Origin of the sequence: Pectobacterium sp. A5351 (assembly GCF_028335745.1) — a bacterium.
In the GTDB taxonomy this organism is placed as follows: domain Bacteria; phylum Pseudomonadota; class Gammaproteobacteria; order Enterobacterales; family Enterobacteriaceae; genus Pectobacterium.
Genome location: NZ_CP116477.1, coordinates 4,226,958 through 4,253,775 on the forward strand (window position 1 = coordinate 4,226,958; position 26,818 = coordinate 4,253,775).

The 26,818-nt window shown below is 52.8% G+C and carries 20 protein-coding genes; 6 read left to right on the forward strand and 14 right to left on the reverse strand.

Features of this window, described 5'->3' with window-relative positions; translation table 11 throughout:
- Nucleotides 1-13: 13 nt before the first annotated feature.
- Nucleotides 14-1,360: an argininosuccinate synthase gene (argG, locus tag O1Q74_RS19495; RefSeq protein ID WP_271875128.1), complete on the reverse strand. Its 1,347-nt coding sequence runs from the start codon at nt 1,358-1,360 to the stop codon at nt 14-16.
- Between the two features lie 427 nt (nt 1,361-1,787).
- Between argG and O1Q74_RS19500 the strand changes: the two genes are divergently transcribed.
- Nucleotides 1,788-2,363, forward strand: a complete 576-nt coding sequence (locus O1Q74_RS19500; protein ID WP_271875129.1) for a DJ-1/PfpI family protein — start codon at nt 1,788-1,790, stop codon at nt 2,361-2,363.
- A gap of 71 nt (nt 2,364-2,434) precedes the next feature.
- Here the strand turns inward: O1Q74_RS19500 and xylR are convergent, their stop codons facing one another.
- The 4 genes from xylR to xylF form a co-directional block, all read right to left on the reverse strand.
- On the reverse strand, nt 2,435-3,613 hold the full coding sequence (gene xylR / locus O1Q74_RS19505; protein WP_271875130.1) for a D-xylose utilization transcriptional activator XylR: 1,179 nt from the start codon (nt 3,611-3,613) through the stop codon (nt 2,435-2,437).
- A gap of 133 nt (nt 3,614-3,746) precedes the next feature.
- Nucleotides 3,747-4,877 carry a xylose ABC transporter permease XylH gene (gene xylH, locus O1Q74_RS19510; RefSeq protein WP_271879002.1) on the reverse strand — a complete coding sequence of 377 codons (1,131 nt, stop codon included), beginning with the start codon at nt 4,875-4,877 and terminating at the stop codon, nt 3,747-3,749.
- A gap of 28 nt (nt 4,878-4,905) precedes the next feature.
- Nucleotides 4,906-6,447: a xylose ABC transporter ATP-binding protein gene (locus tag O1Q74_RS19515; RefSeq protein WP_271875131.1), complete on the reverse strand. Its 1,542-nt coding sequence runs from the start codon at nt 6,445-6,447 to the stop codon at nt 4,906-4,908.
- A 119-nt stretch (nt 6,448-6,566) separates the two neighbouring features.
- The gene (gene xylF / locus O1Q74_RS19520) at nt 6,567-7,562 is read right to left on the reverse strand and encodes a D-xylose ABC transporter substrate-binding protein (protein WP_271879004.1); all 996 of its coding nucleotides are present in this window, start codon (nt 7,560-7,562) and stop codon (nt 6,567-6,569) included.
- 357 nt (nt 7,563-7,919) lie between these two features.
- Here xylF and xylA point away from each other — a divergent pair, with 357 nt between their 5' ends.
- Nucleotides 7,920-9,239, forward strand: a complete 1,320-nt coding sequence (xylA, locus tag O1Q74_RS19525; RefSeq protein WP_271875132.1) for a xylose isomerase — start codon at nt 7,920-7,922, stop codon at nt 9,237-9,239.
- A 66-nt stretch (nt 9,240-9,305) separates the two neighbouring features.
- Entirely contained in the window at nt 9,306-10,763 is a 1,458-nt protein-coding gene (gene xylB / locus O1Q74_RS19530; protein ID WP_271875133.1) for a xylulokinase, read from the forward strand.
- A 30-nt stretch (nt 10,764-10,793) separates the two neighbouring features.
- Here the strand turns inward: xylB and O1Q74_RS19535 are convergent, their stop codons facing one another.
- Both O1Q74_RS19535 and exaC read right to left on the reverse strand, forming a co-directional pair.
- Nucleotides 10,794-11,786 (reverse strand): acyltransferase, encoded by a 993-nt coding sequence (locus O1Q74_RS19535; RefSeq protein WP_271875134.1) that lies wholly within the window; start codon nt 11,784-11,786, stop codon nt 10,794-10,796.
- Between the two features lie 207 nt (nt 11,787-11,993).
- Nucleotides 11,994-13,529: an acetaldehyde dehydrogenase ExaC gene (gene exaC / locus O1Q74_RS19540; RefSeq protein WP_271875135.1), complete on the reverse strand. Its 1,536-nt coding sequence runs from the start codon at nt 13,527-13,529 to the stop codon at nt 11,994-11,996.
- Nucleotides 13,530-13,834: 305 nt separating this feature from the next.
- On the opposite strand from exaC, the gene fdhD reads away from it, so the two are divergent.
- From fdhD to O1Q74_RS19555, 3 genes are all read left to right on the forward strand, one after another.
- Nucleotides 13,835-14,668, forward strand: a complete 834-nt coding sequence (gene fdhD, locus O1Q74_RS19545; protein WP_271875136.1) for a formate dehydrogenase accessory sulfurtransferase FdhD — start codon at nt 13,835-13,837, stop codon at nt 14,666-14,668.
- 235 nt (nt 14,669-14,903) lie between these two features.
- On the forward strand, nt 14,904-15,530 hold the full coding sequence (sodA, locus tag O1Q74_RS19550) for a superoxide dismutase [Mn] (RefSeq protein WP_271875137.1): 627 nt from the start codon (nt 14,904-14,906) through the stop codon (nt 15,528-15,530).
- A 375-nt stretch (nt 15,531-15,905) separates the two neighbouring features.
- The gene (locus O1Q74_RS19555; protein WP_271875138.1) at nt 15,906-17,792 is read left to right on the forward strand and encodes a methyl-accepting chemotaxis protein; all 1,887 of its coding nucleotides are present in this window, start codon (nt 15,906-15,908) and stop codon (nt 17,790-17,792) included.
- A 117-nt stretch (nt 17,793-17,909) separates the two neighbouring features.
- Here the strand turns inward: O1Q74_RS19555 and O1Q74_RS19560 are convergent, their stop codons facing one another.
- From O1Q74_RS19560 to glyQ, 7 genes are all read right to left on the reverse strand, one after another.
- Complete coding sequence (locus O1Q74_RS19560; protein ID WP_271875139.1) at nt 17,910-18,272, reverse strand: YibL family ribosome-associated protein; 363 nt, start codon at nt 18,270-18,272, stop codon at nt 17,910-17,912.
- 91 nt (nt 18,273-18,363) lie between these two features.
- Nucleotides 18,364-18,930, reverse strand: coding sequence for an MltR family transcriptional regulator (locus O1Q74_RS19565; protein WP_271879006.1), 567 nt, complete (start codon nt 18,928-18,930; stop codon nt 18,364-18,366).
- Between the two features lie 117 nt (nt 18,931-19,047).
- Nucleotides 19,048-20,196, reverse strand: a complete 1,149-nt coding sequence (locus tag O1Q74_RS19570; RefSeq protein ID WP_271875140.1) for a mannitol-1-phosphate 5-dehydrogenase — start codon at nt 20,194-20,196, stop codon at nt 19,048-19,050.
- Between the two features lie 61 nt (nt 20,197-20,257).
- Complete coding sequence (locus O1Q74_RS19575) at nt 20,258-22,165, reverse strand: PTS mannitol transporter subunit IICBA (protein WP_271875141.1); 1,908 nt, start codon at nt 22,163-22,165, stop codon at nt 20,258-20,260.
- Nucleotides 22,166-22,697: 532 nt separating this feature from the next.
- Complete coding sequence (locus tag O1Q74_RS19580) at nt 22,698-23,414, reverse strand: DUF3053 domain-containing protein (protein ID WP_271875142.1); 717 nt, start codon at nt 23,412-23,414, stop codon at nt 22,698-22,700.
- Between the two features lie 375 nt (nt 23,415-23,789).
- A complete protein-coding gene (gene glyS, locus O1Q74_RS19585) occupies nt 23,790-25,859 on the reverse strand; it encodes a glycine--tRNA ligase subunit beta (protein ID WP_271875143.1) in 2,070 nt (689 codons plus the stop codon).
- Nucleotides 25,860-25,868: 9 nt separating this feature from the next.
- Nucleotides 25,869-26,783, reverse strand: a complete 915-nt coding sequence (gene glyQ, locus O1Q74_RS19590) for a glycine--tRNA ligase subunit alpha (RefSeq protein WP_010286428.1) — start codon at nt 26,781-26,783, stop codon at nt 25,869-25,871.
- Nucleotides 26,784-26,818: the final 35 nt, after the last annotated feature.

Consider the following 26,818-nt stretch of genomic DNA (forward strand, 5'->3'; position numbering starts at 1 on the left):
CTTAACCTCTGCGTTATTTCTCTGTTTTATCTTGTAGTTGGCCTACCTGCGGCAGACCCGTGCTGGCAGAGGAAGAGAGCAAGCCCGTTTCAACATAGTTAAACAGTTTTTCACGCGTGTCCGTGATATCCAGATTGCGCATGGTCAGTTGGCCGATACGGTCATCTGGCGAGAAGACCGAGTCGCCTTTCTCCATGGTCAGACGCTCTGGTTTATAGGTCAGATTGTCAGACACGGTATTCATGATGGAGTAATCATTGCCGCGACGCAGCTCCAGCGTCACTTCGCCCGTGATGGCGCTGGCGATCCAACGCTGAGACGCATCACGCAGCATCAGCGCCTGAGAATCGAACCAGCGTCCCTGATACAGGAAACGACCCAACTGACGGCCATTGGCGTGGTATTGCTCGATGGTGTCTTCGTTGTGGATACCGGTAACCAGACGCTCGTAGGCAATGTGCAACAGTGCCATTCCCGGCGCTTCATAGATGCCACGGCTTTTCGCTTCAATGATACGGTTTTCGATCTGATCGCTCATCCCCAGACCATGACGTCCACCGATACGGTTTGCTTCCAGCATCAGTTCAACATCATCGGCAAAGGTCTTGCCGTTCAACGCAACCGGGTGACCGCGTTCAAAACGGATAGTCACTTCTTCTGCCGGAACCTTGACGTTCTCGTCCCAGAATTTCACGCCCATAATCGGGTTAACGATTTTGACGCTGGAATTCAGGAATTCCAGATCCTTCGCTTCGTGCGTCGCACCCAGAATGTTGGAATCGGTGGAATAGGCTTTCTCGGCCGACATTTTATAACCAAAGCCTGCCTGCGCCATAAACTCGGACATCTCCTGACGACCACCCAACTCATCAATGAAGTCGGTATCCAACCACGGCTTATAAATCTTCAGTTCAGCGTTGGTCAGCAGGCCGTAACGATAGAAACGCTCAATATCGTTGCCTTTATAGGTGCTGCCGTCACCCCAGATGTTGACACCATCTTCTTTCATCGCAGCAACCAGCATCGTACCGGTCACTGCGCGGCCCAGCGGCGTGGTATTGAAATAGGTCACGCCCGCCGTCGTGTTGTGGAATGCGCCACACTGAATCGCAGCAATACCTTCAGCAACCAGTTGCTTACGGCAATCGATAAGGCGAGCATTTTCTGCGCCATATTCCATAGCCCGACGAGGGATTTCCTCGTAGTCATCCTCGTCTGGCTGACCCAGATTTGCGGTATACGCATAAGGAACCGCGCCCTTTTGACGCATCCAAAGCAGCGCGGCGCTGGTATCCAGACCACCCGAGAACGCAATACCAATACGCTGACCAACCGGAAGATGCTTGAGAATCGTTGTCATATATGTAATCCCTGCTCGAAAGATCTATGGTGATATACCCCTAGGGTATCAGCTTAGTCGCCACACCATTATGTTACGCCATGCATTAATGAGCGTTCGGACCCTGTTGCACATTCTACATCAAGCGGGCCGGTCGATAATCAAAATCGACGCACTCAAAGATGCATATTTATGCAAAATAAGTGAGTGATAATTTAAACATCTTTTTGGCGGGACAGGAAGAGAAGAGTCATGCTTTCGTGTAAAAAAATTCATGGCCGATTCACGACCAAGTTAGCAAGTATAGCGCCATCTTCTCTTCAGGCTAAGCAGCAAAAATCGTTTACGCGACCCGCTCGACATTAATAAAACATCGTTTCATTTTCTTGATATTTCTTTGCTATCCTCTTGCGGTTAACACCTTCCCTTGCATATTGCTGGAGATGCTATGTCTAAGAAAGTCGCCGTTCTGCTGGCCCCTGGGTTTGAAGAAGCAGAAGCGATCATGGTGATTGATGTACTGCACCGCATGAAGATAGAAGTCACCATGCTGTCATGCTATGACAGACTGGAACTGCGCAGTTATCACAATATTCGTATGTTTGCCGATTCTCTGCTGGAAAGAAATCAGGACACGCTGTTTGATGCCGTGGTCATTCCAGGCGGCCCACAGGGTACGGTAAACCTGGCCGCCAACCCGATGGTTGTCGAGTTTATCCGTCGCCATGACGAGGCGGGAAAACTGATTTGCCCACTGTGCTCTGCGGCTGCACGCGTACTGGGCGGTAACAACCTGCTGAAAGGCCGTCGCTACGTTTGCTCCGGCAAGTTATGGCAGGACGTGACCGATGGCGTTTATGTTGACGAGAAAGTCGTGGAAGACGGCAATCTGATCAGCGGCAAGGGATTAGGCGTGACGTTCGATTTTGCCTTTACCATCGCCAGCCGTCTGACGGGCGACAAAGAGAACGCCAACTTCCAGGTTGAGCATATCGATTACGATTACTGGCGCGTGCCGGCGTAACCGTTCACCAGACTCTCCTCACTACTCCAATGATAAGGCGCGCACCGCCGCGCCTTCCTGAGCAAATCCTCTTAATAACCTTCGCCATAACGCTCACGGTACTCCTTCGGCGTAATGTCATACCCTTTCTTAAAGACGGCATAAAAATAGGGCAATGAAGGGTAACCGCACATTAGCGAGATCTCGCCAATCGAGAGCGAAGTCGATATCAGCAAGTGACGCGCCCGATCCAGCTTTTCCGCGTGAATCACACCGTGAATCGTCTGACCGACTTCATCTTTGAAACGCTTCTCCAGATTCGAGCGGGAAATCCCTACCGCATCCAGCACCTGCTCGACCTTAATTCCTTTACAGGCGTGATAGCGGATAAAGTGCATCGCCTGAATAACGGCAGGATCGTGCACAGAGCGATAATCCGTTGAGCGACGTTCCACCACCCGAATCGGCGGCACCAAAATACGCTGCAGCGGCAAATCGGTCTGGTTCAACAGCAGTTGATGCAGCAACTTCGCGGCGCGGTATCCCATTTGGCGCGTGCCCTGCGCCACCGACGAGAGCGCGACGCGTGAAAGGTAGCGAATCAGATCTTCGTTATCGATCCCGATGACGCACAGCTTTTCCGGTACGGCAATGTTCAGATGTTCGCAGACCTGCAACAGATGGCGCGCGCGGGAATCCGTCACCGCGATAATCCCCGTCTGCGGCGGAAGCCCCTGCACCCAGTCGGCCAGCCGATTTTGCGCGTATTGCCAGTTATCCGGCGACGTTTCCATTCCCTGATACACCACGCCCTGGTACTTTTCTGCCGCAACGAGCTGCCGGAAAGCGTATTCCCGCTCCTGTGCCCAGCCTTTCCCACCCGATGCCGGCAGGCCATAAAAAGCAAAGCGGTTCAGCCCTTTTTCTTTGAGGTGCATAAACGCGCTTTCCACCAGTGCATAATTATCTGTCGCGATATAATGCACAGGCGGGTAATCCTCAGGCCGATGGTAGGAGCCGCCAACCCCCACCAGCGGCACGTTCATATCCTGTAGTAGCTGTTTGATCTCGCCATCGTCAAAATCGGCAATCACGCCGTCTCCCAACCACTCTTTGATGTTATCAATGCGGCAACGGAAGTCCTCTTCGATGAAGATGTCCCAGTCACACTGAGAAGCCTGTAAATATTCACCAACCCCTTCAACTACCTGACGGTCATACACTTTGTTGGCGTTGAACAGCAGCGTGATGCGATAGCGTTTTTCAAACATGGCAGTCGGCACTCATTAATCGCACGTTCTTTGAATCAAGTCTGCTTCCTTGAATAGCACAGCGCCCCCAGAGGCCAAAATAATTTGCTGATTATTGCGAGCCGCCACGTATTTCCTCCCCCTTCGCATCACGTCATACGCGCCGCTTTGTTGCGGTATCCATCCACACCGCCAATAGCAGGATTCCGCCTTTTACGACGTATTGCCAGAAGGTCGGCACATCCAGCATGCTCATCCCGTTATCCAGCGACGCCATGATAAATGCCCCCATCACCGCGCCCGCCACGCTGCCAATACCGCCCGCCAGACTGGTGCCGCCAATCACGCAGGCGGCAATCGCATCCAGTTCGGCAATGTTCCCGGCGGAGGGTGAGCCTGCCCCTAGCCGCGAGCTAAGAATCAGCCCGGCGACCGCGACCATCAGGCCGTTAATCGCGAACACCGCCATTTTGGTGCGCTCAACATTCACACCCGATAAGCGGGCGGCATCGATATTGCCGCCCACGGCATAGATGCGGCGGCCAAATGCAGTTCGCGTCGCCAGAAAAATACCGCCCAACATCAGCAGCGTCAGCACCAGAACCGGTGTTGGCACACCGCGATAGTCATTTAGCAGATAAATCGCGCCCAGCACCACCAGCGCTGTCACCGTCTGACGGCCAATATCACCCGCAGAAGGGTTTACTGGTAACCCTAATTGCGCACGACTGCTGCGCCGACGCCACTGCCAGGCGATAAACACCATTAGCCCGACGGCACCGAACATAAAACCGATACCAGAAGGCAGATAGCTTTGACCAATCTGCGACATCGCTTCGCTGGTCGGGGAAACCGTCGTCCCATTGGTAATGCCGATCAGAATGCCGCGAAAAGCCAGCATCCCCGCCAGCGTCACGATAAAAGAAGGGACTTTCCGGTAAGCAACCCACCAGCCATTCCACGCGCCAAGCAGCAATCCCAGCGCAAGTGTCACAACGATGGTTAACGGCAAAGGCCAACCAAACCAGACATCAAAAATAGCCGCTGCACCGCCCAATAATCCCATCATCGAGCCAACCGACAGATCGATCTCGGCGGAGATAATGACAAACACCATACCGACCGCCAGAATGCCGGTGATCGCCGTTTGCCTCAGCAGGTTGGAGAGATTACGCACGCTGAGATACGCCCCGTCGGTCATATAGGTGAAAAAGAGCATGATGGCGATGATGGCGGCAATCATCACGTAGACCTGAAGATTGATGTTTTTCAATCGTTGCAGCATCGAGACAGAGCCCGCGATATGTTGTTGTTCAGACTGCGATGTTTTCAGCACGATGTTCACTCCTCAATGCGGCTTCCATAACCTGTTCCTGGGTTAAATCACAATTGATCAAATCCGCTTTGATCCGCCCCTGATGCATCACCAACACCCGATCGCTCAACCCCAGCACTTCGGGCAATTCAGAAGAAATGACAATGACGGCAATGTGCTGTTTTACCAGCGCATTAATGAGCTTGTAGATTTCATATTTGGCACCGATATCGATGCCGCGCGTGGGTTCATCGAGAATCAGAATACGGGGGTTCAACAGCAGGCATTTCGCCAGCACCGCCTTTTGCTGGTTGCCGCCGCTTAGCCGGGCAATCGCCAGTTCCGGGCTGGAGGTTTTCACCTTCAGGTTCACTAGCGATTGCCGGATGATGTCCTGCTCACGGGCATCATCCAGCATGGAAAACGGCCCTGTGAATTGGTCGAGTGCCGCCAACGTCATGTTCTGCGCCACGCTCATCACCGGGACGATGCCATCCTTCTTACGATCCTCCGGCACCATCGCAATGCCCCGCACCATCGCCTGCTGGCAGTTGCTGATGGTCACCTGCTCGCCGTCAATAAAGATGTCGCCCTGCCAGCGGCCGTGATAGGCACCAAACAAGCATTGCACCGTTTCCGTACGCCCTGACCCCACCAGCCCGGCAATGCCGAGAATCTCGCCTCGGTGCAGTGCAAACGAGACATCATCCACCCGGCGAATATGGCGATTGACCGGGTGCCAGGCGGTAAGGTGTTCTACACGCAGCACTTCTTCGCCAATGACATGCGGTTCATTGGGATAAAGCTCCGTCAGCTCTCGTCCCACCATCATGGCAATAATCTGATCTTCACTCAGCTCAGCCGCCGGACGCGTACCAATAGGTTTCCCATCGCGAATCACGCAAATCACATCAGAAATGGCTTTAACTTCATTGAGCTTGTGCGAGATATAGATGCAGGCGATACCGTGATCGCGTAGATCCTGGATGATCTCCAGCAGGATAGCGGTTTCCCGCTCGGTCAATGAGGCCGTTGGCTCATCCAGCACCAGCAGACGCACCTGCTTGTTCAGTGCTTTGGCGATTTCCACCAGTTGCTGCTGACCTAATCCAAGTTCACCCACTTTGGTATTCGGATCGACAACCAGCTTGACCTGCTCCAGCATGCGCTGGCAGCGAAGGTACATATTGTCGTAATCCATCACGCCAAAACGCGACCATTCGTTACCCAAAAAGAGGTTCTCCAGCACCGTCATCTCTTTCACCAGCGCCAGCTCCTGATGAATAATCGCAATGCCTTTTTGCTCCGTATCGCGAATATGGTTGGCGCGTAGCTCGTCACCCGAGAACACGATCTGCCCGTCATAGCTGCCATGAGGGTAAATGCCACACAGCACCTTCATTAAGGTGGATTTGCCAGAACCATTCTCGCCGCACAGCGACAAGACCTGGCCGGCCTCCAGCGTCAGGCTAACGTTATCGACGGCTTTCACCGCGCCAAACGCCTTGGTGATGTTTTTCATTTCCAACAGATGTGGCATCGCAGCCTCCGTAATTCAGGTGTCTCAGACCTCGCCTGCGACAGTGGCGAGCCACAACGTTATGTCATGGCCCGTAGACTTCTTTCCTACATCCTGGATTATGTTGGTGGTGAAGTGCGTTAATACACATCCGCTTTTTTGTGGAAGCCATCGGCAATGACGGTGGAATCGATATTGGATTTATCGACGGGAATCGGCGTCAGTAAGAAGGAAGGAATGTCTTTCAATCCATTGTTTAATTTAGCGTTAGATTCCGGCGTTTTACCTGAACCTAACGCCACGGCGATATCTGCGGCATCTTTCGCCAGCTTGCTGATCGGTTTATAGACCGTCATGGTTTGCGTCCCTGCCACAATGCGTTTGATTGCCGCCAGGTCGGCATCCTGACCGGAAATCGCAACCTTCCCTGCCAGACCCTGTGCGGCAAGCGCCTGAATCGCCCCGCCCGCCGTCGCATCGTTCGATGCGACAACAGCATCGATCTTATTGCTGTTCGCCGTTAGCGCATTTTCCATAATTTTCAGCGCATTCTCTGGTAACCAGGCATCAACCCACTGATCGCCGACCACGTTTATTTTCCCGCTTTCGATCAGCGGCGTGAGCACTTTCATTTGCCCCTGACGAAACAGCTTCGCGTTATTATCAACGGGGGAGCCGCCCATTAAGAAATAGTTGCCACCGGGCACCTTATCGACGAGATATTTCGCCTGTAGTTCTCCAACCTTTTCATTATCAAATGAAATATAAAAATCCACATCGGCATTATTAATCATGCGGTCATAAGCAAGCACTTTTATTCCCTCTCGCTTTGCTTCCGCAATAACATTGCCAAGTACCTGACCGTTATAAGGAATAATAACCAAGACATCGACACCGCGATTGATCATGTTTTCTATTTGAGAAATCTGCGTGGCCTCATTGCCGTTTGCCGATTGAACAAAAACATCAGCACCCTGCTTTTTGGCTTGCTCAACAAAAAGATCGCGATCTTTCTGCCAGCGTTCAAGACGCAAGTCATCAATCGCCATGCCTATTTTAACGTCCTTCGCGAATCCGGGCTGACAAACTAAAGCGAATACGGCACAGGCTGAGAGTAAAAAATGGTTAACTTTCATCATAGCGTACCTTTTTTATTTAAGATGCAGGGCCTAAAACTCCAATAGCAATAGCCAGATGAGTATTGTCGCTAAGTATCCCCCTATCAATTACAGATTTTTATCCTCCAATTATGTTTTTTGGTTTAATTTCTTTTTTTTGATACGGGTCATATTTTATTGTCGAATCACATTTTTATGTTGTTACACATTGCGAAGCGTATTCAGATTAAATACCGTTATTTTTGCGACGCAGCGCACATTTAATAATTCTCTGAATTTCAGTGTGAAATAACGTAATTGAGGAAAAATGCATCCGCTCCGAAAATTAATCCCATTCCCGTCGCTTCCGTCTGGGTGGTTTCTAAGGAGTTAACGATGCAAGCCTATTTTGAACAGATCGACAAAGTCCGCTATGAAGGTAGCCAAAGCAACAATCCCTTCGCCTTTCGTCACTATAATCCCGACCAGGAAATACTCGGCAAGCGTATGGCGGATCATTTGCGTTTTGCTGTCGCGTATTGGCACACGTTCTGCTGGAACGGCGCGGATATGTTCGGCGTCGGATCCTTTGCACGGCCGTGGCAACAGTCAGGCGACGCGCTGGAACTGGCGAAGCGCAAGGCAGACATCGCATTCGAATTCTTTCAAAAGCTGAGCGTGCCTTACTACTGTTTCCATGACGTCGATGTCGCACCGGAAGGGAACTCACTGAAAGAGTATCTGCATAACTTTGCGGTTATCACCGATGTGCTGGCGGAAAAGCAGCAGGATAGCGGCGTGAAGCTGCTGTGGGGCACCGCCAATTGCTTTACCCATCCTCGCTATGGCGCAGGCGCGGCCACCAACCCTGACCCGGATGTCTTTGCCTGGGCGGCCACGCAGGTGTTCACGGCCATGAACGCGACCAAAAAACTGGGGGGCGAAAACTATGTGCTGTGGGGCGGGCGCGAAGGCTATGAAACCCTGCTCAATACCGACCTGCGTCAGGAGCGTGAGCAAATCGGCCGCTTCATGCAGATGGTCGTCGAACATAAACACAAAATCGGCTTTCAGGGCACATTGCTCATTGAGCCGAAGCCGCAGGAACCGACCAAGCACCAATACGACTATGATGTCGCCACCGTCTACGGCTTCCTGAAGCAGTTTGGGCTCGAAAAAGAGATTAAAGTCAACGTGGAAGCCAACCACGCGACGCTGGCAGGCCATTCATTCCACCATGAGATCGCCACTGCTGTCGCGCTGGGCGTTTTCGGATCGGTCGATGCAAACCGCGGCGATCCACAGCTCGGTTGGGACACCGATCAGTTCCCTAACAGCGTGGAAGAGAACACGCTGATCATGTATGAAATTCTCAAAGCGGGTGGCTTCACGACGGGAGGCATGAACTTTGATGCCAAGGTTCGTCGCCAGAGCACCGATCGCTATGATCTTTTCCATGCGCATATCGGTGCGATGGATACGCTGGCACTGGCGCTCAAGGCCGCCGCCAGAATGATTGAAGATGATAAACTCAATCAGCTGGTTGCTAAACGCTATGCAGGCTGGAACGGAGAACTGGGTCAGCAAATCCTGCAAGGTAACGCCTCGCTGGAATCACTCGCCCACTATGCGGAAAGCCACCAACTGGCACCACAGCACCAGAGTGGTCAGCAGGAATTGCTGGAAAATCTGGTTAACCGCCACCTCTTTGGCTAAAACGGTACGGTCACACACCTACTGCGACAGACTAAACCCTGTCGCAGAGGCTTATCAGGAGCCACTATGTATATCGGTATTGATCTGGGTACGTCCGGTGTGAAAGCCATCCTGCTAGATGAAGCGGGCGAAGTGATTGCCAGCCATAGCGCCGTGCTGAGCATTTCTCGCCCGCACCCGCTCTGGTCAGAGCAAGCGCCGGAAGACTGGTGGCAGGCGACCGATCAGGCGCTACAGGCATTGGCGGCAACGCACAGCCTTCGCGCCGTGAAAGCGCTGGGGCTGACCGGGCAAATGCACGGGGCGACCTTGCTGGATGCCCGCCAGAACGTGCTGCGACCCGCGATCCTCTGGAATGACGGACGCAGCGCGGCCCAATGCCGCACGCTGGAGCAACAGGTACCCACATCGCGCCAGATTACCGGCAACCTGATGATGCCGGGCTTTACCGCGCCCAAGCTGAAATGGGTACAGGAAAACGACAGCGAGATCTTTCGCCAAATCGACAAAGTCCTGCTGCCAAAAGATTATCTGCGCTGGCGTCTGACGGGAGAATTTGCCAGCGATATGTCCGATGCAGCCGGCACACTCTGGCTGGATGTCGCCAAACGAGACTGGAGCGACACCCTGCTGGAAGCCTGTTCGCTGAGCCGCAAACATATGCCTACGCTATATGAAGGCAGCCAGATTACTGGTTATCTGCGGCCTGATATTGCCAGCCGCTGGGGTATGGATCCCGTCCCCGTGATTGCTGGCGGCGGGGATAACGCAGCAGGTGCGATTGGTGTCGGGCTGTATCAAACGGGTCAGGCGATGCTGTCTCTCGGCACATCCGGCGTTTACTTCGCCGTCAGCGACGGCTTTCTCAGCAACCCGCAGCATGCCGTCCACAGCTTCTGCCACGCGCTGCCGAATACCTGGCACCTGATGTCCGTAATGCTAAGCGCCGCCTCCTGCCTCGACTGGGTCGCCCGTCTGACGCACGCAGAGAGCGTACCCGCGCTGTTGCAGGAAACCGCCTCGACGCCAGCCGATGACACAATCACGCCAGTGTGGTTCTTACCCTATCTCTCCGGCGAACGCACACCGCACAATAATCCCGATGCCAAAGGCGCATTCTGGGGACTCACCCATCAGCACGACCGACCAGAACTGGCAAAAGCGGTACTGGAAGGCGTGGGATTTGCGCTTGCCGATGGCATGGACGCACTGCATATGACCGGGCTAAAACCCGATAGCATCACACTGATTGGCGGTGGCGCACGCAGCGCCTACTGGCGGCAAATGCTGGCGAATATCAGCGGTCAAACGCTGGCGTACCGCACGGGAGGGGATGTCGGCCCTGCGCTCGGTGCTGCTCGTCTGGCACAAATCGCCATGCATCCGCATACGTCACTGGCAGACCTTCTGCCGCCGCTGCCGCTGGAGCAGGTTCATCAACCGGATCCCCAGCGTCACGCCGACTATGCCGAGCGGAGGCGTACATTTAAGGCACTCTACCAGCAGCTTAAACCGTTGATGTAAAAAGATTCGTCTGGTGCGGCTGACAAACGGTCAACTCACCCAGCGCCGCACATCGATTTTCTGTAGCGCCATCGAGAGCAGCAGGCTGGCTCCTAGCGCGATGGCGAAAACATACAAGATGTCGAGAACCGGGTGGGATGGCAGCACTACGTCATGCGTACGCAGATAGTGAATGATCAACGCGTGGAAGCCGTAAATCGCCAGTGAATGGCGCGAAATGATGGCAAATCCCGGTAAAATCCGCTGGCTACCGTAATGCTTAAACACCACCAGAAGGCTGACCGCCGCTAGAAACACCAGCGGGCCACAGTAGATATAAAATGTCTGGGTAAACGTATCGTTCAATAATGTGTGGTGCTTCGTCCCCATCGCGACCAGCGCGACACAGGCAATAAAACATGGGATAGCGGCTAGCGCGATTTTCTTTGGTACGTCCAACATTCCCAACGCACGCCCCAGCGCGGCATACAGCACGTAGTAAAACGTATCGCCGTAAATATAGAGATTCACGGGCAGTAATTTAAAGCCTTCAAACTCCACCCGCCCCGTATTGGGGTTGGCGACAACGGCCAGCAAGATAATCAAGACGGCTAAATATTTTCCCGATACCGGCTTGATGGTAATAAGTGGGGAAAGCAGATAAATCACGATAATGGCGTAGAAAAACCATAAGTGATAAAAGACCGGTTTTTGCAGCGCATGGTGCAATGAATTCAGGCCATTAATCGGCGTGAGCGTCGCAATATAAATCAGCGCGACCGTACTATAAAAAAGCAGGCATAAACCGATACGCAGGAAATGTTTTTTCCCCGCGCTGCGCTCGCCAAAGAATAAGTAACCCGAGATCATGAAAAACAGCGGAACACAGACGCGCGAAGCGGAGTTCAGGATATTCGCCACATCCCAGTGCCCGTCGCCTGGCGTGCCACCCGCCGTAATATAGTAGGTTGTGCTATGAATCAGAACGACCATCATGCAGGCCAGCGCCCGCAGGTTATCAATCCAGCCGATCTTATCCGTCATGCACAACCTCTTGAAAGCAAAGCGCTATTCAAAACAGCGTAGCCGTTGTTGAGCGCTGGTACAATCAACGATCAACAATCCACAATCAAAAGCCTGTACTCAACAATCGGGCAAATCTGAGTGATAATGACAGATTAACACGGGAAAACATTGGGTTACGCCATGCGTACTCGCCAGAAAAGGCAGGCAGGGCATGGCGTGAGTGAATCAGAACAGTCCCATCGGCTTATCAGAATAACTCACCAACAGGCACTTGGTTTGCTGGTAGTGTTCCAGCATCATTTTATGATTTTCACGCCCGATACCGGACTGCTTGTAACCGCCGAACGCCGCGTGCGCCGGATAGGCGTGATAGCAGTTGGTCCAGACGCGCCCAGCCTGAATACCGCGCCCCATCCGGTAAGCGATGTTACCGTTACGGCTCCACACGCCAGCCCCCAGCCCGTATTCCGTATCGTTGGCAATCTCCAGCGCATCATCCATCGTTTTGAACGTCGTAACCGCCAGCACCGGCCCGAAAATTTCTTCCTGAAAGACGCGCATACTGTTTTTACCGAACAATATCGTCGGCTCCAGATAGTAGCCTTCCGCCAGCCCGCCCGGCATCACCTTACGCTGGCCGCCCGTGAGCACCCGTGCCCCCTCTTTCTTACCGATATCAATATAGTTAAGGATGGTATCAAGCTGGCCTGCTGACACCTGTGCGCCCATCATGGTTTTGCTGTCCAGCGGGTTGCCGATGCGGATAGCCTCAACGCGCTTGATTGCCCGTTCCATAAAACGATCGTAGATAGATTCCTGTACCAGCGCACGACTCGGACAGGTGCAGACCTCTCCCTGATTGAAAGCAAACAGGGTGAAGCCTTCGAGCACTTTGTCAAAAAAGCTGTCTTCTTTATCCATCACATCGGCAAAGAAAATGTTCGGCGATTTGCCGCCTAGCTCCAGCGTGACTGGCGTCACGTTCTGCGCCGCATAGCTCATGATCTGCTGCCCCACCTCGGTCGAGCCGGTGAAGGCGACTTTCGCAACGCGTTTCGACGTCGCCAGGTATTCACCAATTTCACTTCCCGACCCGTTGACGACATTAATGACCCCCGCGGGCAGCAGATCCTGAATCAACTCCATCAAAATCAGCACCGACATCGGCGTCAGTTTGGCGGGTTTCAACACAATACAGTTACCGGCAGCCAGCGCTGGCGCCATTTTCCAACAGGCCATCAGCAGCGGGAAATTCCAGGGAATAATTTGCCCTACAACGCCGAGAGGTTCATGAAAATGGTAAGCCACGGTATCGCCGTCAATTTCACTGATCGCCCCTTCTTGCGCACGGATACAGGCCGCAAAATAGCGAAAATGGTCAATCGCCAGCGGCACATCCGCCCCACTGGTTTCACGTATCGGTTTACCGTTATCCCAGGTTTCCACCTGCGCCAGCCGCTCAAGATTTTGCTCCATCCGGTCAGCGATTCGGTTAAGCACCAACGCGCGTTCCTGCACCGACAGGCCACCCCATTCCGCTTTTGCCTTGTGAGCAGCATCCAGCGCGTGATCAACATCTCGCGTTGTCGAACTGGCTACTTCACACATCGGCTGGCCCGTTACTGGCGTCAAATTGACAAAATACTGACCCGCATCAGGGGGAACCCAGGCTCCACCGATAAAATTGTCATAGCGTTTTTTCAGATTGAGAGAACCGTATTCGCCAGATGCGGATCGTCCTTCGAGATTATCATGCGCCATTTCAGTCTCCTTTTCAGTTCTGAGTGAGCGGCCATGCCGCAGTGAAAAAAGAGGCAAACAGTTACATTAAGCCTATACGGGGTATGGGGTTAGCGACAGGATTCAGCCAGAGAAGAAGGCAACTCTTCGAGTTAACGCACAGTTTCTTGCAAGAAAAATTCGCAGCCCTTCAGGGCGATGCTCACAATGAGCATCGTAACGCGGCAAGGGAAGGACAAATTCGTCGGGAACGAATTTGACCAGCCAACGCACATGCAACTTGAAGTATGACGGGTATAATACTTTTAATTTCCAGGGTTATTAACATGCAGGTATTTCAGGTGGAAGGGGTTCATTTACACGCAGATGCCGCCCTTGAAGGCGCAACGCAACATTCGGTCTATCATCCCGATTCGCTGCATCAACCGCAGTCTGACTGGTTGGCGGAAGAAGTGCCCGTTGCGCTGGTCTACAACGGTATATCACATGTCGTCATGATGGCCTCGCCGAAAGAACTGGAACAGTTCGCCCTCGGGTTTTCCTTATCAGAAGGCATTATTCAATCACCGGCGGATATCTACGGGATGGATGTACAGGCCACCTGTAACGGCATCGAAGTGCAGATTGAGCTTTCCAGCCGACGCTTTTCCGGGCTAAAAGAACGACGCCGAGCGATGGATGGCCGCACAGGCTGCGGCGTATGCGGCGTAGAGCAGCTCGCGGAAATCGGCAAACCTATCGCCCCTTTACCCTTCACGCAGACATTTTCCCTCAGCAGGCTCGATAGCGCGCTGGCGCGACTACGAGACGTGCAGCAGATCGGTCAGGTGACGGGTTGCACGCATGCCGCGGGCTGGGTTGCACCAGACGGTACACTATCTGGGGGAAGCGAAGATGTCGGCCGACATGTCGCGCTGGATAAACTGCTGGGTACCCGAGCGAAACAAGGGTGGCTGCAAGGCGCCGCGCTGGTTTCCAGCCGTGCCAGCTATGAAATGGTCCAGAAGTCTGCCATGTGCGGCGTGGAAATTCTGTTTGCTGCCTCGGCGGCCACCTCTCTGGCTGTTGAGGTCGCAGAGCGCTGCAACCTGACGCTGGTCGGTTTTTGTCGGCCGGGGCAGGCGACTATCTACACGCATCCACAGCGTCTGAGCGAGTAAAAAACGCCACCCACGTCACGGCGTTTTGCAGGCGACGGGTATAGATTAATTTGTTTCTACATAGTGCAATAATGACATAACCGTTTGTTATCATGAGGTAAAGCAATATGGTTCATGACATCAGAACGAGAATAATCATTTTCAATATCATTTAATTAACTATAATGAATGTATTGCTTACGCGGTACTAACCGTACAGTGCCGTAACATTTTTTTTACCATGGAGATGCTAAACATGAGTTATTCACTGCCATCGCTGCCTTATGCTTATGACGCACTGGAACCGCATTTCGACAAAGAGACGATGGAAATTCACCATTCCAAACACCATCAGGCTTACGTCAATAATGCTAACGCCGCGCTGGAATCTCTGCCTGAGCTGGCTAAATTGTCTGCTGAAGAGCTGATCGCCCAACTGGATAAAGTTCCTGCTGAGAAAAAAGCAGCACTGCGTAACAACGCTGGCGGCCACGCTAACCACAGCCTGTTCTGGAAAGGCCTGAAAGTAGGCACGACGCTGACTGGCGACCTGAAAGCCGCCATCGAACGCGATTTCGGTAGCGTTGATGCGTTTAAAGAGAAATTTGAGCAAGCAGCAGCAACCCGCTTTGGTTCTGGCTGGGCCTGGCTGGTGCTGAAAGACGACGGCAAACTGGCTGTCGTTTCTACTGCAAATCAGGATAGCCCACTGATGGGTGAAGCCGTTTCTGGCGCTTCTGGCTACCCAATCATTGGCCTGGACGTTTGGGAACACGCCTACTACCTGAAATTCCAGAACCGTCGCCCAGATTATGCTAAAGCATTCTGGAACGTGGTGAACTGGGACGAAGCTGCCGCCCGTTTCGCTGCCGCAAAAAAATAAAACCGTTGGGTGCCTGATACCATCAGGTTCCTTCTGCGTTTGAATATAAACTGGAATAACAGACTGTTATTCCAGTTTTTTATTGTCTCGTCTTTTCTGTTCCTCTTCCCCACCATCGACATACGCATTCAGATAGCAGTGATATCATCTTGTTTATGCATTCTTCTGAGTGTGTAAACAACATGCAGCTTTAAGCCCGAAAAGCGGGCGGCGCGTAAAGTTTCAGAGTAAAATGCCGATATCTGCTATGGGTTTTATCATGTTGTTTTGCAGGGATCAGGCAAGCGGTAATCCGAGATGCTAACACCGCTAATCAAGTGTGCATCGGGATAGTGAATTTGACTCAATACGATACAGTGGTGGGATGTGATAGCTATGAATTTTGACAATCTAAAAGTCGGTAAAAAATTAGGATTAGGCTTTTTCCTGATTCTGCTGATGACCATGGTGATTGCCGGCGCGGGTATTATGCATATTAGCTCGCTGAAAGACAGTATTGATAAAGTTAATTTAAGCAACACTATCAATGATGAAATTAACCAGGCTAAGTATTACCGCGCATTATACGGCACTACCTATAATCCTGATGATATAAAAAAGAACGTTGAACACATTGCCAACATTATAAAACTCGTTGAAAAATCAAAAGAATTTCACTGGCCGGAAAACGATACCAAGAAAATAGCCAGCATCCCCACCTTGATTACCAGCTACAAGGAAAAACAAAATAATTACATTAACGCCGTAAGCAAAAAAGATGCCGTCAGGAAGAGCTGGAATATTTCAACCACGGAAAAACCACTGCAACAGCTCAACGATCAATTAAAAACAGACAACAACAGCGCTACTCTCCAATTATTACTTTCCGACCTGAACCAAAAACTGATTGCCGTCCGCTACCACGTTCGTGGTTTATTACTTTCTACCAATAAAGAATCCGAAGAAAAGCTGACGGATGCCATCAATGCGGCACAAACGTCATTGACCTTCCTGTATCAGAGTCTGTCTGCCGAACAGCGTGAAACGCTGGCACCCGTTCTGACAATCATGAACAACTATGAAGAGCAGGTTCTGGCCTATATGCCAGCCTATCAGGAGGAGATGGCGCAAGCAGGGCAAATGCAGGTTGTCGCCGGACAGTTAAACGACGTAGTTAAATCCCTGCTTAGCGATCAGTTGGCTGCTTCGCAGGCAGATATTCGCAATGCCACGCTGCAAATGAGCATTGCGGCGCTGATAACGCTATTGCTTGGCCTGCTGATTTCCTGGTTTATTTCACGCCAGATCACCACCCCCCTGGGCAACACCTTGAACATGGCTGAAAAAATCGCGACAGGCGATCTCACCATGTCCATCAACACGACGCGTAAGGATGAGCTGGGTCAGTTGATGAGTGCAATGTCGAAAATGAACGACAACCTGCACAATATGATCGACGACATTCGCGTCGGCGTCAGCCAGATTTCTAACGCCTCCAGCGAGATCGTCGCAGGCAACACCGATTTGTCATCACGTACCGAGCAACAAGCTGCTGCCGTTGAAGAAACCGCCGCCAGCATGGAACAGCTCACTGCAACAGTTAAGCAAAACGCGGATAACGCGCACCACGCCAACAAACTGGCTATCAGCGCTTCCCAAACCGCAAGACAGGGTGGCGAGCAGGTGAATAACGTGGTGCAAACCATGACCGCGATTGAAAACAGCTCTAAACGTATCGCGGAAATCACGTCCGTCATCAATAGCATCGCCTTCCAGACCAACATTCTGGCATTGAACGCCGCAGTGGAAGCCGCGCGCGCCGGTGAACAAGGCCGTGGCTTTGCTGTGGTCGCCAGCGAAGTCCGCAATCTGGCACAGCGCAGTTCTCAGGCCGCGAAGGAAATCGAAGGCCTGATCTCTGAATCCGTTAACCAGGTCTCACACGGTGCGACGCTGGTCGGCAACGCAGGCAAAACGATGAATGATATCGTCACCTCGATCACGCAGGTGCACGACATCATGGGTGAAATTGCGACGGCATCGGATGAGCAAAGCCGGGGAATTAGTCAAGTTAGCCAGGCGATTGTTGAGATGGACAGCACCACGCAGCAGAACGCCGCGCTGGTTGAACAATCCTCTGCCGCCGCCGATTCGCTGGAAGAACAGGCGAGACTGCTGAAGCAAGCGGTTTCCGTCTTCCGTCTGGCAAACACACAGCACGATGACACGCCGGCCGGTATCGCCTTTGCCGACCCAACGCATCGTCTGTACGCGCCGCGCTAATACCAAAACGGCTGCGTACCAGAAACGACAAAGCCCCTGTTAAACAGGGGCTTCATCAACGAATCCATTACGCTAACGCGTCCATCATCAGCTTCTGTCTGCGCAGAGAAACAAACCTCAGAACGGTTTCGGCGCGTAGCCCGTCATCTCTGTTAAGCCCATCTCGCGCCCCAGCGCGGTCATCGGGTGCACCACCACCAAACCGCGAACGCTTTTCTTCAACGTCCCCATATCAGCCTGCTCTTTTTTCGTAATCGCACGGCTGAAAGGCAGCTTCACCAGTTTCTCCGCCTCTTTACTGAGTTTCTGTTCTCTCACGTTACGCAGGCGCTCAATTTCGGCCGTTAGCTTCTCACGCGCGTCCATATTGAGGGCGATAGCCTCAGCATCACCTTGTGCCAGCAGCGTGGTCTGCTTACGCGTCAGCTTATCCAATTGGTCGCTAAGGCGTTTAATCTCTGCTTTTTCCTGCTCTTTCATAAAAGATAACCTGTATAACGGGAGAATAATGCGGAGCACAGCATACACGAAACCTCGGATTGACGCAGTGACGTGATAGCGTGGAATCGCGTTAAAACGCTTTTTTCAGGCTAATTTGCGCAATCAGAGTGGTCAGGGATAACACCAGCGTGGAACGTACCATCTGCTGATAACGCTGCTGCTGCATGTTCACCAGAAGCGGATCGGCAGCGTCGGTCCCCGGCGGCAAAGCGGGTTCTGCGGGCAGCGCCGTAACGCAATGCAGCTCGCCGATGGGCCCCAGAATTTCATCGTCGGTAAAACGATAATGCCGATCGTCATGCGTCAGCTCTTCGCCCAGCGCCATTAACAGTTCTGCATCTTCGTACTCTTTACGGCTGATCATCCCCAGACCATAAATCAGTTTCAGGCGCACGGACAGGTCGCCCAGCGGGCCCGTTCCCGTCATCAAGGGTTCAACGGCATATTTCACCGCATAGTCGTCTTTACGGAACACCTGCAACATCAGGATACTGACCGCTTCAGCCAGCAATTCAACGGCACAAAGCATAAAATCGCGCACGGTCTTCCCTGAGTTCAGCGCTTCCAGAACCCGGTTTTCAAACGCCTGTGTTTCTTCCATCGTCACTTCTCGACCTTTTAACCCCGCACACAGCATACCCCATCTCGGTAGCATGCTTACCGGCAGGTGTGGCGACCTCCCATCCCCGACGTCGCCCGTATAAATTACACCGTGTCGAAAAGACCACACCTGCCTGGTGACGAGACGCGCCGATTACTGCATGGCGTTATACACATTCACTGCTTGCGCGACAACCTCGCTGTCAGCGTCCAGACCAGAAATCTGTGCCAGCGCCGCCTGCGGCCCCTGTGCGCGAAGCAACTCGGCCAGCTCCTGCGCCTGCGGATCCTGTTCGCTGCGATAATGCATCGCGGCGGCAATACCAGTAATCAGGTTGTCATGCGGCAAATGGTACTCCAGCGTTCCCAGCAGCGGCTTGATCAGACGGTCGCCCGCGCTCAGTTTACGCAGCGGCTGACGGCCAACGCGCTCCACATCATCATGCAGATGGGGGTTTTCAAAGCGGCTAAGAATCTTATTGATATAGGCAGCGTGCTTATCCGCATCAAAACCGTAGCGCTTGATGAGCACCGCACCGCTCTCTTCCATTGCGCCTTTGACTACGGCTCTGACTTTCGGGTCAAGAATCGCATCGCGAATCGTTTGATGACGCGCCTGCTGGCCGAGGTAAGCCGTAATCGCATGGCCCGTGTTCAGCGTGAAGAGCTTACGCTCGACAAACGCCATCAGGTTGTCGGTCAATTCCATACCGGGAATCGCTGGCGGCTCACCGCAGAACTGGGTTTTATCGACGATCCATTCACTGAAGGTTTCTACCGTCACCGCCAGCACATCATCACTACCGGCTTCGGAAGGAGGAACGATGCGATCCACGGCGGAATCGACAAATCCCACATGCTCGACAACCCATTCCTGATGGCCTTCGGGCAGCAGTTTCAACACATGCTGTTTTAACTGGCTGGTGCCGCGCACCATATTTTCACAGGCAATAATGTTCAACGGCCGGGTATTGCCGTCGTGATGACGCTTAACCAGCCCCTGAGCGATAGTTCCGGCGATTTTTTCCAGAATCTGCGGCCCCACGGCGGTTGTCACCAGATCGGCCACGGCAATCAACGCCACAGCATCCTGACTACCGCTGTGAACGGCACTCACGTTGCTCACGGTATCAAGGCGTGTGTTATCGCCAACAATCCGCACCGTATAGCTTTTACGGCTGTTCAAGGCATCCAGAAGCGGCTGATTGACGTCAGCGAATGTCAGTTCGACGTTGGCATCCGCCAACAATTTCCCAATAAATCCACGGCCAATATTACCCGCGCCAAAATGTAATGCTTTCATGAGACATAACCTTAAAAAAACATAAAAAGAGGCCGCCCGAAGGCGGCACTAGCCACATCAATTAGGCACTCTTTTTACCGGAGAGTAAGTCGAGGACTTCCTGAACATCCTGCGTGTGCGCCAGACGTTCAATGACAGCGTCATCATCCAGTGCGTTGGTCAGACTGGTGATGACCTGGATATGTTCGTTGTTACGGGCAGCGATACCGATAACCAGACGCGCAACCTCATCTTCTTCATCGCCAAAGCGAACGCCTTCAGGGTATTGGCAGAAAACCACACCCGTTTTCAGCACGCGATCTTTCGCTTCAATCGTACCGTGCGGCACGGCAATCGATTCGCCCAGATAGGTAGAGGTCAGTTTTTCGCGTTCCAGCATCGCTTCAACATACGCAGGCTCGACATAGCCGCCTTTCACCAGTTGCTCACCAGCAAAACGGATTGCCTGCTCTTTGTCTGTCGCATGCTGATTCAGGAACACATTACCCGCCCCCAGTTGGAACAGGTTCGTCTGCGCCTCAGCGGTAGCAGGGACAGGCGTCGCCACGGTTTCAGGCTGCACGGCACCCTGCGCAGCCACCAGACGAGCCGCCAGATCGCTATACAGACCGCTATCAAGGAAGTTGGTCAGTGAGATGTGCTGTGCCTGCGGCGCATGACGCATCGCACGTTCGGTCAGATCGCGGTGCGTAATGACCAGGTCGACATCGTCCGGCAGACTGTTGATCGCGCTGTTGGTCACCGAAATGTTGGTCAGCCCGGCATCCTGCACCTTCTTGCGCAGCACGCCAGCCCCCATCGCACTGGAACCCATACCGGCGTCACAGGCGACAATGATTTTACGTACGGTGCTCATATCGCCGCTGACGCCAACGCTCGTCGCCGTACCTTTCGCAGAGGCTTTCATTTCCTGTACGCGGCGCGTTGCGTCGCTCAGATCTTCTTCTTTTTGCTTGGTGCTTTTCAGCAGAATCGCCGACACGATGAAGGATACTGCGAAGGCCGCTGCAATGGCTGCGAGGTTAGCGAAGTAAGCGCCTTTTGGCGTCATCGCCAGCACCGCCAGAATCGAACCTGGAGACGCTGGAGAAACCAAACCACCGCCCAGCACGCTCAGCGTAAACACGCCAGTCATCCCGCCCAGAATCACCGCGATAATCAGACGCGGATTCATCAGTACATACGGGAAGTAAATTTCATGAATCCCGCCCAGGAAGTGGATAATCGCCGCACCTGGCGCAGACTCTTTCGCATTACCACGACCGAAGAACATATAAGCCATCAACACGCCCATACCTGGGCCTGGGTTTGCTTCGATCAGGAAGAAAATAGACTTGCCGGTTTCCGTTGCCTGCTGAATGCCCAGTGGTGAGAAGATACCGTGGTTGATCGCATTGTTCAGGAACAGAATTTTCGCGGGTTCAACGAAGATGGACGTAAACGGCAGCAGGTTGTTCTGTACCATCAGGTTAACGCCGGAAGCCAGTACCTGAGAGAAGACTTCAACCAGCGGACCAATCGCCAAAAATGACAGAATTGCCAACAACATACCGATAATACCGGCAGAGAAGTTGTTGACCAGCATTTCAAAGCCGCTCTTGATTTTACCGTCGACCACGCGGTCAAAACGTTTGATCGCCCAGCCGCCCAATGGACCGACGATCATGGCGCCGAGGAACATCGGGATATCAGTCCCGACGATCACACCCATCGTCGTAATTGCACCCACCACGCCACCACGCTCACCGAATACCAGACGTCCGCCGGTATAACCAATCAGCAATGGCAGCAAATACGTAATCATCGGGCCGACGAGCTTCGCCAACGTTTCATTGGGAATCCAGCCGGTAGGAATAAACAGCGCGGTAATAATACCCCAGGCGATAAAGGCGCCAATATTGGGCATAACCATATTGCTGAGGAAGCGACCAAAGTTTTGCACTTTGATCTTAATATCTGGTGAAAGCATAAAAACACACCCCTATTGAAACGCGCTGACAATAAGAGCGCGTGGTAATTATCGTGAGACGGCGTGACAATATGTGTTAGTTGCAGCGATGGTTAGCAACAACGACCGACAGTCTTATTTTTTACCGAGATATCAGCAGTGACCAAAACCTCGGCTGGTTATAGACCTATCGGTTATCAAAACACCGATTGCTTCCGTCAGTATTACTGTATGCAGCGCGGACTCTAACACGCTGTTTTCATACCGCAACTCCATGGCAGGAACGTGACAAAAATCACACAACCACCCTACATCAACGATACAAATAGGTGATTTACTTCACAAAAAGCCGTTAAAAATGAAAAACTAAACCAATTCCCAGACAAATACGACTCACCATATGTGATTTACATCACATTTTAATGGTGTGTGTTTGTTTTATTTATGTGATGTAAATCACAATTTATTTTCACCCTCTCCCAGCCAAACTCAACTTTACCCAGCATACCGACCCGTAATATAGAATCGTTGACGCACTAAAAAAACAACGCCGCTAGGGATAATTCACGCCATTTATCCCTCTAAGCGCATTCATTAAATTCTGCTGTTGCATAGGTAACGCCACCACCATGCCATTATATTGCGCCACCTGCTGCGGCGTACGGAATTGCACCGATGCACCATTAAACACAACCTGATCGCCCTGAGCCTGAAGGAAATCACCGATCTGAATCAGGCTCTGTGCGAAGGCAATCGCACTCGGAATGGCGGGCAACAGCGCGTTAGTTGGCTGTATTACCGTGCGTGCATACAGCCGCTCATAGGGTATCTGCACCTCTTCAGGTTGTTTTAGCATTCGGTGGGCATTGTCCGCCTGCACTTTCGCCGCCTGCACATGCTGGCTCAGCAGGTTCATTGCCCCGATAGATTGCCGAAGGTCATCACGCTGTATCAGATAGTCTTTAGGGACGCGAATACGGGAAATTTGCCCCAGCATCGGCGTCAAACTGCCGGATACAGCCTGATTAAACTGCTGAGAAAAGGTGGTTAAAATCGCATAATCGTTGGCAAAATTGCCAAAACTCTTCTTTTGTTCTTCCGTCAATGCTGGCAGCGTCCCATCCTGCTGCGACTGTGCGCTTTGCAGGAATGCAATGAATGCCTTCCGCTGCTCCGCCTCGCTGTCACCACAGGCAGCCAACTGCAATGCCGCCAGAATAACCAGAACTGGCAGCAGCCAGCGTGAACGGTACATCATCAGCCTTCTCATGCCCTACTCCTGTTATGCTTACTGCCCCGCCAGACGTGCTTTACTCAGACAAAAACACGCTAGCGACGGATTTTCCATGACAAGATTTTCTACGACATAAGCATAGTCGAATCAGGCTGGCTGTGCAGGAAAAGGCCAGATCTGACAACATAATGCCGCTCTTTTAGGATCGAGATACCGGGGCGAGCACAGGCACTGGGCGAGTAAATTCATGCTTAAATGAACAGTATTAAAAAAGTATGACGACAGGGTTTTAGCATGGAGTAGTCCGTCGTTACGGACAGGAACAGCAGCGGGACGTTTACAACGCGGAAAAAATAACCCCCGAGCAGGAGAACCGACTCGGGGATTAGGACGACGGTGACGCTATCGCCGTTATTGCAGCACGGAAATATCCGCAACCTGCAAGAACAGCTCACGCAGTTGGCTCAGCAGCGTCAGGCGGTTCACACGCACCTGCTCATCTTCCGCCATTACCATCACCTGATCGAAGAATGCATCGACAGGTTCACGCAGCGAAGCCAACTCAACCAGCGCTTCCTGATAGCGACCTTCAGCAAACAGCGGCGTCAGCTTGTCGCGCAGCACAACAAGGTGCGTTGCCAGCGTAATTTCCGCCGCGTCTTTCAATACGGCAGCGTTGACGCTCTCATTCAGCGTATCGGTAGACTTCGCCAGAATGTTGGAAACGCGCTTGTTAGCCGCTGCCAGCGCTGCGGCGGCATCCAGCGAACGGAAGTGGCTGACGGCTTTCACGCGGGCATCGAAATCTGCCGGGCGAGTTGGACGACGCGCCAATACCGCCTGAATAGTATCCACGCTGTGGCCTTCTTCCTGATACCAGGCGCGGAAACGACCGAGCATAAACTCAATCACATCATCAACAACGTTGGCGTTAGTCAGCTTGGCACCATACAAACGCACCGCTTCTTCGGCCAGCGTCTGCAAATCCAGCGGCAGACGTTTTTCGACGATGATACGCAGCACACCGAGGGCGGCACGACGCAGCGCAAACGGGTCTTTGTCGCCTTTCGGGTGTTGGCCAATGCCAAAAATCCCTGCCAACGTATCCATCTTGTCGGCAATCGCCAGCGCACAGGCCACTGAGGAAGACGGCAGTTCATCACCTGCAAAGCGCGGCTGATACTGCTCATTCAGCGCAACGGCAACATCTTCCGCTTCGCCATCATGACGCGCATAGTGCATCCCCATCACGCCCTGCGTGTCGGTGAATTCAAACACCATGTTGGTCATCAGGTCACACTTGGACAGCAGACCCGCACGCGTCGCGTGATTCACATCAGCGCCAATCTGACCAGCCACCCAACCTGCCAGTGCCTGAATGCGGTCAGTTTTGTCGCGCAGCGTACCCAACTGCTGCTGGAACAAAACGGTTTCCAGACGCGGCAGGTGATCTTCCAAACGCTTCTTACGGTCGGTATTAAAGAAGAATTCGGCGTCAGCCAGACGCGGGCGCACCACTTTTTCGTTACCGGAAATAATCTGCTGTGGATCTTTGGATTCAATGTTGGCAACAAAGATGAAATTAGGCAGCAGATTGCCGCTGTTGTCGTAAACCGGGAAATACTTCTGGTCACCTTTCATGGTGTAAACCAGCGCTTCGGACGGCACAGCGAGGAATTTTTCTTCAAATTTCGCGGTCAGTACCACTGGCCATTCCACCAGCGAGGTGACTTCTTCCAGCAGGCTGTCGCTCAAATCGGCATTACCGCCAATCTTGCGTGCGGCTTCTTCGGCATCGGCTTTGATTTTCGCTTTACGCGCATCGTAGTCGGCGACGACTTTACCGCGCTCCAGCAGAATCTGCGGATACTGTTCAGCAGTATCGATCGTAAATTCCGCTTCACCCATAAAGCGGTGGCCGCGCAGGGTACGAGCAGAATTGATACCCAATACCTGACCGGGGATCAGTTCTTCACCCAGCAGCATGGTTACGGTGTGTACCGGACGCACAAACTGTGTTTCTTTGTCGCTCCAGCGCATCAGCTTTGGAATCGGCAATTTCGACAATGCCGTGCTTACCATGCCAGCCAGCAGCGCCTGCGCCTGTTCGCCCTTCGCATGGGCGCGATACAGCAGCCACTCACCTTTGTCGGTCGTCAAACGCTCAGCCTGCTCAACGGTGATGCCACAACCACGCGCCCAGCCCTCTGCCGCTTTGGTTGGTTTACCTTCAGCATCAAATGCTTGGGCAATCGCCGGACCGCGTTTTTCTACTTCACGATCGGGCTGAGAAGCGCTTAAGCGTGCCACTTTCAGCGCCAGGCGGCGCGGCGCGGCAAACCAGCTCACTTCACCATGCGCCAGATTGGCGGCATCCAGCTCCGCCGTGAAATTAGCGGCAAAGGATTCTGCCAGATTACGGAGAGCCTTCGGCGGCAGCTCTTCCGTGCCAATTTCCACCAGAAAAGTCTTGTCAGTCATGGCTGCCTCTTAGCTCTCTTTCTTATTACACATCGGGAAACCCAGTGCCTCACGGGAGGCATAATAGGCTTCCGCAACCGCTTTGGTCAGGGTACGAATACGCAGAATATAGCGCTGGCGCTCAGTAACCGAGATCGCTTTACGCGCATCCAGCAGGTTAAAGCTGTGCGCCGCTTTCAGAATGCGTTCGTAAGCCGGTAAAGGCAGCGGTTTTTCCAGCGCCAGCAGGTGCTGCGCTTCTTTTTCATATTGCTCGAAGCAGCTGAACAGGAAATCAACGTCAGCGTGTTCAAAGTTGTAGGTCGACTGCTCGACTTCGTTTTGATGGAACACGTCGCCGTAGGTGGTTTTACCTAACGGGCCATCGCTCCAGACCAGATCGTAAACGCTATCGACGCCCTGAATGTACATAGCCAGACGTTCCAGACCGTAGGTGATCTCACCCGTCACTGGTTTACATTCCAAACCGCCAACCTGCTGGAAGTAGGTAAACTGCGTGACTTCCATACCGTTCAGCCAGACTTCCCAGCCCAGACCCCAGGCACCCAGCGTCGGGTTTTCCCAGTTGTCTTCCACGAAGCGGATATCGTGAATAGTCGGATCCATGCCCAGCTCTTTCAGAGAACCGAGGTACAGCTCCTGAATGTTGTCCGGTGATGGCTTAATGACAACTTGAAACTGGTAATAGTGCTGTAAGCGGTTCGGGTTTTCACCGTAGCGCCCATCGGTCGGACGGCGAGAAGGCTGCACATAAGCAGCGGCCATGGGTTCCGGCCCCAGCGCCCGGAGGCAGGTCATAGGATGTGAAGTGCCTGCGCCGACTTCCATGTCCAATGGTTGAACAATGGTGCAGCCCTGACGCGCCCAATAATCCTGTAATGTCAGGATCAGGCCCTGGAAGGTCTTGGTATCAAACTTTTGCATGTTGGATTCGCGCACGATACAAGTGGATTTATAAG

Coding starts and splice junctions, on each gene's coding strand:
- O1Q74_RS19515 (WP_271875131.1), bottom strand. CDS start 6,447: ATGCCACATCTGTTGGAAATGAAAAACATCACCAAGGCGTTTGGCGCG.
- O1Q74_RS19555 (WP_271875138.1), top strand. CDS start 15,906: ATGAATTTTGACAATCTAAAAGTCGGTAAAAAATTAGGATTAGGCTTT.
- xylB (WP_271875133.1), top strand. CDS start 9,306: ATGTATATCGGTATTGATCTGGGTACGTCCGGTGTGAAAGCCATCCTG.
- O1Q74_RS19565 (WP_271879006.1), bottom strand. CDS start 18,930: ATGCTGTGTGCGGGGTTAAAAGGTCGAGAAGTGACGATGGAAGAAACA.
- glyQ (WP_010286428.1), bottom strand. CDS start 26,783: ATGCAAAAGTTTGATACCAAGACCTTCCAGGGCCTGATCCTGACATTA.
- xylH (WP_271879002.1), bottom strand. CDS start 4,877: ATGCTGCAACGATTGAAAAACATCAATCTTCAGGTCTACGTGATGATT.
- O1Q74_RS19560 (WP_271875139.1), bottom strand. CDS start 18,272: ATGAAAGAGCAGGAAAAAGCAGAGATTAAACGCCTTAGCGACCAATTG.
- O1Q74_RS19575 (WP_271875141.1), bottom strand. CDS start 22,165: ATGCTTTCACCAGATATTAAGATCAAAGTGCAAAACTTTGGTCGCTTC.
- O1Q74_RS19535 (WP_271875134.1), bottom strand. CDS start 11,786: ATGACGGATAAGATCGGCTGGATTGATAACCTGCGGGCGCTGGCCTGC.
- O1Q74_RS19580 (WP_271875142.1), bottom strand. CDS start 23,414: ATGAGAAGGCTGATGATGTACCGTTCACGCTGGCTGCTGCCAGTTCTG.
- xylR (WP_271875130.1), bottom strand. CDS start 3,613: ATGTTTGAAAAACGCTATCGCATCACGCTGCTGTTCAACGCCAACAAA.
- xylF (WP_271879004.1), bottom strand. CDS start 7,562: ATGAAAGTTAACCATTTTTTACTCTCAGCCTGTGCCGTATTCGCTTTA.
- fdhD (WP_271875136.1), top strand. CDS start 13,835: ATGCAGGTATTTCAGGTGGAAGGGGTTCATTTACACGCAGATGCCGCC.
- glyS (WP_271875143.1), bottom strand. CDS start 25,859: ATGACTGACAAGACTTTTCTGGTGGAAATTGGCACGGAAGAGCTGCCG.
- O1Q74_RS19500 (WP_271875129.1), top strand. CDS start 1,788: ATGTCTAAGAAAGTCGCCGTTCTGCTGGCCCCTGGGTTTGAAGAAGCA.
- O1Q74_RS19570 (WP_271875140.1), bottom strand. CDS start 20,196: ATGAAAGCATTACATTTTGGCGCGGGTAATATTGGCCGTGGATTTATT.
- exaC (WP_271875135.1), bottom strand. CDS start 13,529: ATGGCGCATGATAATCTCGAAGGACGATCCGCATCTGGCGAATACGGT.
- argG (WP_271875128.1), bottom strand. CDS start 1,360: ATGACAACGATTCTCAAGCATCTTCCGGTTGGTCAGCGTATTGGTATT.
- xylA (WP_271875132.1), top strand. CDS start 7,920: ATGCAAGCCTATTTTGAACAGATCGACAAAGTCCGCTATGAAGGTAGC.
- sodA (WP_271875137.1), top strand. CDS start 14,904: ATGAGTTATTCACTGCCATCGCTGCCTTATGCTTATGACGCACTGGAA.